Annotated in this window: 8 protein-coding genes; 5 read left to right on the plus strand and 3 right to left on the minus strand. The window is 63.2% G+C overall.

Annotated features, from left to right (window positions below; all coding sequences use genetic code 11):
- Window positions 1-534, plus strand: a 534-nt coding sequence (otsB, locus tag WBF82_RS04140; protein ID WP_424381831.1) for a trehalose-phosphatase, incomplete at its 5' end; no start/stop codon positions are given.
- Here otsB and WBF82_RS04145 read toward each other — a convergent pair.
- The 3 genes from WBF82_RS04145 to WBF82_RS04155 all read right to left on the minus strand — a co-directional run bounded on the left by WBF82_RS04145 (window position 500) and on the right by WBF82_RS04155 (window position 2,649).
- Entirely contained in the window at window positions 500-1,327 is an 828-nt protein-coding gene (locus WBF82_RS04145) for a helix-turn-helix domain-containing protein (RefSeq protein WP_424381832.1), read from the minus strand. The genes otsB and WBF82_RS04145 overlap by 35 nt on opposite strands.
- A 96-nt stretch (window positions 1,328-1,423) precedes the next feature.
- Window positions 1,424-1,738 (minus strand): hypothetical protein, encoded by a 315-nt coding sequence (locus tag WBF82_RS04150; RefSeq protein ID WP_424381833.1) that lies wholly within the window; start codon window positions 1,736-1,738, stop codon window positions 1,424-1,426.
- A 29-nt stretch (window positions 1,739-1,767) separates the two neighbouring features.
- Window positions 1,768-2,649, minus strand: a complete 882-nt coding sequence (locus WBF82_RS04155) for a MaoC/PaaZ C-terminal domain-containing protein (RefSeq protein WP_424381834.1) — start codon at window positions 2,647-2,649, stop codon at window positions 1,768-1,770.
- A gap of 94 nt (window positions 2,650-2,743) precedes the next feature.
- Between WBF82_RS04155 and WBF82_RS04160 the strand changes: the two genes are divergently transcribed.
- The 4 genes from WBF82_RS04160 to WBF82_RS04175 form a co-directional block, all read left to right on the plus strand.
- The gene (locus tag WBF82_RS04160; protein WP_424381835.1) at window positions 2,744-3,523 is read left to right on the plus strand and encodes a histidine phosphatase family protein; all 780 of its coding nucleotides are present in this window, start codon (window positions 2,744-2,746) and stop codon (window positions 3,521-3,523) included.
- Between the two features lie 141 nt (window positions 3,524-3,664).
- Window positions 3,665-4,273, plus strand: coding sequence for a TetR/AcrR family transcriptional regulator (locus WBF82_RS04165; protein ID WP_424381838.1), 609 nt, complete (start codon window positions 3,665-3,667; stop codon window positions 4,271-4,273).
- 139 nt (window positions 4,274-4,412) lie between these two features.
- Window positions 4,413-4,859, plus strand: coding sequence for an MmpS family transport accessory protein (locus WBF82_RS04170; protein ID WP_424381836.1), 447 nt, complete (start codon window positions 4,413-4,415; stop codon window positions 4,857-4,859).
- Window positions 4,856-6,231: MMPL family transporter (locus WBF82_RS04175; protein WP_424381837.1), on the plus strand; the 1,376-nt coding region annotated here is incomplete at its 3' end. The genes WBF82_RS04170 and WBF82_RS04175, both read left to right, overlap by 4 nt.

Raw genomic sequence — 6,231 nt, forward strand, 5'->3', positions numbered from 1 at the left:
GAGCTGACCGGACCCGACGGCGCACATCACGAAAACGCCGAGGCGGCCGCGAGTATCCCGGTGCTCGAGAAGGCCGCCGCCGAGCTCGCCGACCAAATCGGCGGCATCCCGGGTGTCGTGGTGGAGCACAAGCGCTTTGGCGTTGCCGTGCACTACCGCAATGCCGAGCGTGACCGGGTCGGTGAGGTTGCCGCAGCGGTGCGAAGCGCCGGCCAGCGTACCGTGCTTCGCGTCACCACGGGTCGCGAAGTCATCGAGCTACGTCCAGATGTCGACTGGGACAAGGGCAAGACGCTGCGTTGGGTGCTCGACCACATCCGCGACGACGAAGCGCCGGGTCCGTTCTTACCGATTTACCTCGGCGACGACATCACCGACGAGGACGCGTTCGACGCAGTCGCCGATGACGGTATCCCAATCGTGGTGCGGCACAGCGACGACGGTGATCGCGCCACCGCGGCCACCTACGCGCTCGATAATCCGAATCGGACCCGTGAATTCACCGAGCGGCTGGCGCGTCAGCTCGCTCGCTGACTCCAATTTTGTGCAGTGCCTCAGCGGTTTCCGCGTCGGCGGGATAGAACGACTCGATCGCCACTTCGGCGACCGTGACATCCAGCGGCGCGCCGACGACGGCGGTCATGCTGAAAAAAGCCAACTCTCGGTCGGCGTGACGAATGCGCAGTGGCACAGCGACGTCGGTGAGGCCGGGCCGCTCGGCCAGGCCCCCGGGGTAGGCCGACAACTCGGCGTGCAGTTCGGCCAGCCGCGGGTCTCGTGTGCTCTGCACCTGGCGGTGCAGCCGCTCGAGGATATGCGCCCGCCACTCGGACAAATTGGCGATCCGAGGCGCCATGCCGTCCGGGTGCAGCGACACCCGCAACGCGTTTAGCGGTGGCGTGAGCAGTGCGGGGTCGCATCCTTCGGTGAGCACCGCGACGGCCGCGTTGCCGTCGAGTATTTCCCACCACCGGTTGATGACCAATGCCGGATACGGCTCGTGTCCGGTGAGGATCTGACGCAATGCCGCGCGCAGCCGGTTCAGTTCGGGCTCATCGAGTGAATGTTCGGGATAGGCGGGCGCATAACCGCCGGCCAGTAGCAGCGCATTGCGCTCACGCAGCGGCACGTCGAGTTGCTCGCTGAGCCGCAGGATCATCCCGGATGTCGGGCGCGACCGGCCGGTCTCCACAAAGCTCAGATGCCGGGCCGAGATATCCGCCTGAATCGACAAGTCGAGCTGGCTTATTCGCCGCCGTTCGCGCCATTCACGCAGCAGCTGACCGACTGGAGGTATTGCCGAGGCCCGCTGGGCCAGAGTCGTCACGGCGACGATGTTAGTTACGTCGGGTCACCGTCACGATTACCTGAGGGGTAATCGGCGGCACGCCCTACAGGAAGCGGGCGGCATCCAAGGAAGACCCTAGGACTTGTCCTTGTCTTCGTCCTTGTCCTTGTCCTTGTCTTCGTCCTTGTCTTCGTCGTCGTCCTTGCTTTCGTGCTTGCCCTTGCCTTCGTCTTTGTCTTCGTCCTTGTCGGAGTCCTTGCCTTCGTCCTTGCCGTCGCCCTTGTCTTTTCCGGCCGCGAGCTCAAGGGTCGCCCAATGACTCGGGGAGAGGAAGACCGACCACTGTCCGGCCTCTTTCCCCAACTTGAGGACCCCGTCTTCGACTTCCCACTTGGTGTCGTCGTCGTAATCGGTTTCGTGCCCGTCGCTGTAGGTGAGTTTGAATGCCATGACCGCAGAATGCCGCGATGACAGTCCCGTTAAACCTCGGTGTATTCCACCGCGCCGTCTTCGAGCACCAGCCGCGCCGCCCCATCTCCAGCGCCGTTCGGCGCTGAGGCTTCCGTGCGGAACACCGCCTTGCCGGGTTCGGTGCGCCAAATCAAGGTGGTTAGCGTCTCGCCGGGAAAGACGGGTTTGGTGAACCGAGCATCGATCGAGGTGACGGCGCTGGCGTCGCCGTTGCCGAGTTCGGCGACCAACGCCCGGCAGGAGAACCCGTAGGTGCACAGCCCGTGCATGATCGGCTTGGGGAATCCGGCCAACTCTTTGGCGAACCACGGGTCGCTGTGCAGCGGATTGCGGTCACCGGAGAGCCGATAGATCAGCGGCTGATCCTCCCGGGTGGGCAAGGCAACCCGAGCGTCGGGCTCGCGGTCGGGGATTTCCGGTGCGACGGGTCGCTGACCCGGCTCTCCCCCGAAGCCGCCCTCGCCGCGGATCACCAGCGTAGTGAGGGTTTCGGCGACCAGCGTCCCGGTGTCAGGATCGGTGCCGCGGCCGCGCAACATCAGGATCGCGTTCTTGCCCTCGCCCTTGTCCTGGATGTCCGCCACCTCAGTGACCACCGACAGCTTGCCCGCCGCCGGCAGCGGCGCGTGCAGTCGGATGCCCTGCGAACCGTGCAACAGCATCGCCCAGTTGAACGATCCGACCTTCCCGGCCGCGCCGAACGCCGGGCAACAGATCACCGCATAAGTCGGCAGCACCTGCTGATCGATGCCATGGCTGTTCTCCGTGGTGAACGACAAATCCTCGGTTCCGGCACCGACACCCAGCGCGTAGAGCAAGGTCTCGCGGTCGGTCCATTCGAACAGCATCGGCTCGGTTGTTGCGCCAACGGCCTTTGGGTCGATCGCCATGCGGGTTTCCTTTCCATCAGATTCGATCCGGCCAGCCATGGCGAACCTATGCAAACCCACCACACCGAAGCCGTCGACAAGGCAGGCTATCGCCATGCGCAACCGCAACGTGATCAGCAAGGCTGCTGCAGCACTAGTCGCGCTCCTGGTGACGATAACCATCGCCGCCTGTTCCGGAGGCCCGCACGTACGCAGCATCACGCTGACCTTCATCCGGCATGCCGAGTCCGAGGCGAACGCCCAACACGTCATCAACACCGACGTTCCCGGTCCAAGTCTGACCGAGAACGGCCAGGCAGAAGCCGAACAGCTGGCCCATCAGCTGTCCCGCAACAACTTCGACGCCATTTATGCGTCCACAATGGTCCGTACCCAGGAGACCGCGGCACCGCTGGCCCACGCACTCGGCAAGCAGGTGCAACAACTTCCCGGCCTGAACGAAATCAACGCCGGCTGGTACAACAACACCCCGAAGAGGGCCGACTTGTCGGCGAAGAGCTGTTGGCCCCTGGATTTTGACCAGCAACATCGTCACCCTTGTGAACCGTATCTGCTCGCGCCGGCGGATTGGCTCAACGGCGACCTCAAGGACGCCGTCCCCGGCTCGGTCAGCGGCCGTCAATTCAACGACCAGTTCAGTGCCGCCGTCCAGCAGATCTACGACGACGCCCAGCACCGCGGTACGAGCAAACCGGTGGCGTTCTCGCATGCCGAGTCGATCATGTACTGGACCTTGTTGAACGTCAAAAACCCCAAGGACAGCCTGGTGAACAGCAATTCCTTGCCGAACTTGGGCCGCGTGGTGGTGACCGGCAGCCCGTCGACGGGGTGGACGCTGGTCGAATGGAACGGCGTCCGCGACTTCAGCTACTAGCCCTAGGCTGTGCCGAGTGTGGGGTTGACGCACGCTTTCGGCTGAGAATGCGTGCATCAACCCCACGCTCGTGGGCCACAGTGACCGCAAAGCCCCAACCCGGGGCGGTACGGTACTGGACAGTACTGCCCTCGCGGTTCTATCGTAAGCGCTGTGACTCGAGTTGCCCCCCGGGCCGCGGCGCCGTCCCCGTGGTCGCCGCGGGAGACGGAGTTGCTCGCGGTGACGTTGCAACTCCTGCAAGAGCACGGGTATGACCGGTTGACGGTGGACGCCGTGGCGGCGAAGGCCCGCGCCAGCAAGGCCACCGTGTACAGGCGCTGGCCGTCGAAGGCCGAATTGGTGCTGGCCGCGTTCATCGAGGGCGTCCGACAGGTGGCCGTCCCGCCCGACACCGGCGCGCTGCGCGGCGATCTGCTGCATCTCGGAGAGAAGGTCTGCGAACAGGGTCGGCAGCATGCGGGCACCATTCGCGCCGTGCTCGTCGAGGTGGCGCGCAATCCCGAACTCAACAACGTGATTCAGCAACAGTTTATCGAGCAGCGGAAGGCCTTGATGGATCACATCCTTGCGCAGGCCGCTGACCGCGGTGAGATCGACCAAGCCGCCATCAACGATGAACTCTGGGATCTGCTGCCGCACTATCTGATCTTCCGGTCGATCTTTCCCGGCCGGCCGCCGACACAGCAGACCGTGCAAGCTCTCGTCGACGACGTCATGATCCCCAGCCTCACCCGGCCCACCGAGTAAGCGCCTGACTGCGAATGTGTACGCTCACGTCTCTTGTGCCGTCCGGTCCGGCACCGTACTGTCTTAGCTGTCCATCCGCCCTTCAAGCACCGGCAATGTGGCCAAGCAATCGTGCGACCGGATATCGAAAGGTCAACGGGTGAAAGCGATTTCACTAAGCAGCTTGGTCAAGCGATGGTGGATGGCGCTGGTTGCCGTTGTCATCGTCGCGGCCGCCGGCTTCGGCGTGTACCGACTGCACGGCATCTTCGGCTCTCATCACAACAGTTCAACCGCCGAGGGCATCTCGAATGAGATCGTCCCGTTCAACCCGAAGAACGTGGTCCTCGAAGTCTTCGGCGCACCCGGAGCCGTGGCGACCATCAACTATCTGGACGTCAACGCGCAGCCACAACAAGTCCTAGACACTCCCCTGCCGTGGTCGTTCACGATCACGAGCACAGAGCCGGCAATCGTCGGCAACGTTGTCGCACAAGGTAATGGCAATACCATCGGCTGCCGAATCAAGGTCAACGGCGTCGTCAAGGACGAAAGGACCGTCAACGCAGTGAACGCCTATACCTTCTGCCTGGACAAATCCGGATGAGCAACCGTCACCTTCGGCGCCCCGCCGTGCCGCAGACCGTCCGCCGACTTGCGGTGCCGATTCTGCTGCTGTGGGTTGTGCTGACCGCGCTCACGAATTCCACTGTCCCGCAACTTGAGGAGGTCGGACGGGTACATAACGTTGCGCAGAGCTCGCCCGACGCGCCGTCACTTCAGGCGACGAAACACATCGGGAAAGTGTTCCACGAGTTCGACACTGACAGCACGGCGATGGTCGTCTTAGAAGGCGACAAGCCGTTGGGCGCCGATGCCCATCGGTACTACGACACCATGATTGGCAAGGTCGAACAGGACAAGAAGCACGTCGAGCATGTCCAAGACTTCTGGGGCGACACCCTGACGGCGGCCGGATCCCAAAGCGCCGACGGCAAGGCCGCATACGTGCAGGTTGATCTTGCCGGCGATTCGGGCTCGGCGCTGGCCAACGAATCCGTCGACGCCGTCCGCAAAATTGTCGATAACGTCCAGGCTCCGAGGGGCGTCAAGGCCTACGTCACCGGTGCGGCACCGCTCATCGCGGATCAGTTCGAAGTGGGCAGTCAGGGTACCGCGAAGGTCACCTTGATAACCGTCTTCGTGATCATGCTGATGCTGCTGTTCGTCTACCGCTCGGTTCGCACGACGCTCCTCGTGCTGCTCACTGTCCTGATCGAGATGGCTGCGGCCCGCGGAATCGTCGCGGTTATGGCCTACAACGGGATCATTGAACTCTCGACGTACTCGACTAATCTGCTCACGCTATTGGTCATCGCCGCCGGAACCGACTACGCGATATTTTTCGTCGGCCGATATCAAGAAGCGCGCGGTTTCGGGGAGGACCGGGAAACGGCCTACTACACGATGTATCGCGGCACCGCACACATTGTGCTGGGGTCGGGTCTGACCGTTGCCGGTGCGGTATTTTGCCTCGCCTTCACCCGGCTGCCCTACTTTCAAAGCCTGGGTATTCCTGCCGGGCTAGGCATTCTCGTTGCGCTGGCGGCCTCACTGACCCTTGCACCAGCCATGATTACCATAGGCAGCCACTTCGGGCTGTTAGATCCCAAGCGCGCGTTGAGAACCCAGGGCTGGCGGCGGATCGGCACAGCCATTGTTCGCTGGCCGGGTCCGATATTCGTAGTAGCGGCCGCGATCGCACTTATCGGCCTGCTCGCCTTGCCCGGATACAAGACAAGCTATGACGTTCGCCCCTACATGCCGGACCGTGCACCGTCCAAAGTCGGCTACGCGGCTGCCGAGCGGCACTTCTCACGGGCCCGCTTAGAGCCCGAATTGCTGATGATCGAGGCGGATCACGATCTGCGCAATCCCGCGGACATGCTGATCTTGGAGCGAGTGGCCAAAGCCGTGTT

This window comes from Mycobacterium sp. (assembly GCF_049673265.1).
Lineage (GTDB): Bacteria > Actinomycetota > Actinomycetes > Mycobacteriales > Mycobacteriaceae > Mycobacterium.

Excerpts from the sequence above, each read along its gene's own strand:
- WBF82_RS04150 (WP_424381833.1), bottom strand. The coding sequence starts at position 1,738 with ATGGCATTCAAACTCACCTACAGCGACGGGCACGAAACCGATTACGAC.
- WBF82_RS04160 (WP_424381835.1), top strand. The coding sequence starts at position 2,744 with ATGCGCAACCGCAACGTGATCAGCAAGGCTGCTGCAGCACTAGTCGCG.
- WBF82_RS04155 (WP_424381834.1), bottom strand. The coding sequence starts at position 2,649 with ATGGCGATCGACCCAAAGGCCGTTGGCGCAACAACCGAGCCGATGCTG.